Genomic DNA, 2,082 nt, shown 5'->3' on the forward strand with positions numbered 1-2,082 from the left:
ACCACTGAGACGTATAACGACCCTACACCAACGCAAACCCACACTGTTGCTGTAGAGCGCTTGCGCCTGCACCGCAACCTTCCGGGCCGTGGCCGTCGCGTACTTGAGCGTGGCCCGAGTTATCACAGCGTGGATGCTGTTCGCACCGATGATACCAACCGAGTGTTAAAGATGGCTGCGTCCACGCTCGCCACCATCGCCACCGACCGGGTTGTGGACGAGGGGGAGATGGGACTTAGAACGTTCGCCGGGGGCACGCTCGCCGAAGTCGTGGCCTATCTCAATCGGCAAACGATCGCGCTACTCCTGCCGACCGCACAGTCATCCTATCTCAGTGCGTGGCCATGTATCGCGGTATTCGACCAGACCAGTGCGGGCTGGGTAGGCCAGACAGAGTATTACCCGGCGAATGAATGCCTATACCTCAGCGCCAGCCCGGTCGCCGTCCCGCAGGGCACCTGCACCGCCTTCGCCCCCGTCACCGCGGTACCCTTCTTCCCGGCACCGACCTACACCGCCATCCCCGACACTGATCCCGTGCTGGATGTCAGCCTCGAATCGCTGGTCCTCGCTCACACGGCCGCCCGCGCGGCTGCGACCCCCACGGCCCTGCCCGCCCTGGACTGGAGCACGACGCTCGCCAATGCCGCCTATGCCCATGCGCTCTGGCTCGACGCCCAGACGGCAGAGCAGCCCAGCCACACCGGCGAGGGTGACAGCACGCCCCTGATGCGCGCGGTCGCGGCCGGGTATGCTGAGGCGGGCAGCGTCGCGGAGAACCTGGCGACCCGAGCGAAAGACGTGTCCGAAGTCATGGCCGCCTTCCTCGCCTCGCCGGGCCACAAGGCCAAGATCATGGACCCGCTAGCCACCGACATCGGCGCCTACACCATGGCGTCGAAGAAATGGGGGCGCTTGTGGGTGGTCCTAATCGGGAGACCGACCACATGAGTATCACCCTGGGCCCCGTCACCCTACCCGCGGGCCTACTCTGGAGCGATGAATACCAGGATCAGCCGATTGCCCAGACGATCCGCCGCCGCCTAGACGGCGGGCTCGCGGTCTATGCCCATGCCAACCTGGCCGGACGCCCGATTACGCTCACAACCGGTGCGGACCAATGGCTTACCCGAGCACAGGGTGACGCACTTGCGGCACTGGCATCGGTGCCGGGAGCAATCTACACCCTGACCTTCGGCGACCGCACCTCAACCAGTTTCACGGTTGCATGGCGTCACCAGGACGCCCCGGCCCTAGATCTGCAACCGCTGATCGACTACGCCGACCCAGCCACCACCGACCTGCTGGTTGGCACCATTAAATTGATGACCGTGTAACGAGACCTAACCCATCATGTCCATTCTCACCGCCGAATTGAAGTGGTACCAAGCCGCCCTGCTGAGCGACTCCGCCCCCGCGGCCAACGGCGGGCGCATGACCCTGACCGAGATCGTCTCGGCCGTGAAAAACAACCTCCTGCCGGATGTGTCCCAAGCGCAACGGGCGGCTGGCGTGACGCACTGGAGGAAAGCGTTCATCGGCGTGCGCAATGCCGCCTCGCTGACGCTGATCGACCCAAAAGTGTCAATCGAGTCCGGCACTCCGGGCGACAGTTATTGCCTGCTCTACCCGGGCACCCAGACCGATACCCAGGACGCGGTAACCGCGCGGCCCTATGGCTACGGCGTGCTCGCCAGCAATGCCGCGCAGAACGCAACCAGCCTGACCGTCACGGCCGAGCACGCGGCCTATGCGGCCATGACACCGAAGGCGTTCCAGGAGGGCGACCTGATCCGCATCGATGCCCGAACGACCGTGCTGGATACCGGCGCCAGTGAGTACGGAACGATTGATTCAGTCAGCTTCGACGGCGCCACCATGACGATTGGGTTGGTCGCCGGGCTGAGCCAGGGTTTTAGCGCGGGCGCGAAGATCGCCGCCGTCTGGACCCCGGATGATGTGGCCGCGGCCTACTCGGGCGCCAGCGTGACCGGCACGGTAACCTACACCGCCGCGGGCAACATCACCCTCAACAACCTGGGCACGGTGTACCAGACCTGGACCGTGACGGTAACTGACCAC

The 2,082-nt window shown here is 64.9% G+C and carries 3 protein-coding genes; all 3 read left to right on the plus strand.

Annotation, left to right across the window (positions count from 1 at the left end; all coding sequences use genetic code 11):
* Positions 1–171: 171 nt before the first annotated feature.
* On the plus strand, positions 172–951 hold the full coding sequence (locus tag QZY44_RS15790) for a CAP domain-containing protein (RefSeq protein WP_295448041.1): 780 nt from the start codon (positions 172–174) through the stop codon (positions 949–951).
* The gene (locus QZY44_RS15795) at positions 948–1,337 is read left to right on the plus strand and encodes a hypothetical protein (RefSeq protein ID WP_295448044.1); all 390 of its coding nucleotides are present in this window, start codon (positions 948–950) and stop codon (positions 1,335–1,337) included. Before QZY44_RS15790 ends, QZY44_RS15795 begins: the two co-directional genes overlap by 4 nt.
* A gap of 16 nt (positions 1,338–1,353) precedes the next feature.
* A partial coding sequence (locus QZY44_RS15800; RefSeq protein ID WP_295448046.1) for a hypothetical protein occupies positions 1,354–2,082 on the plus strand: 729 nt, incomplete at its 3' end.

Source organism: uncultured Thiodictyon sp. (genome assembly GCA_903837595.1).
Taxonomy (GTDB): domain Bacteria; phylum Pseudomonadota; class Gammaproteobacteria; order Chromatiales; family Chromatiaceae; genus Thiodictyon.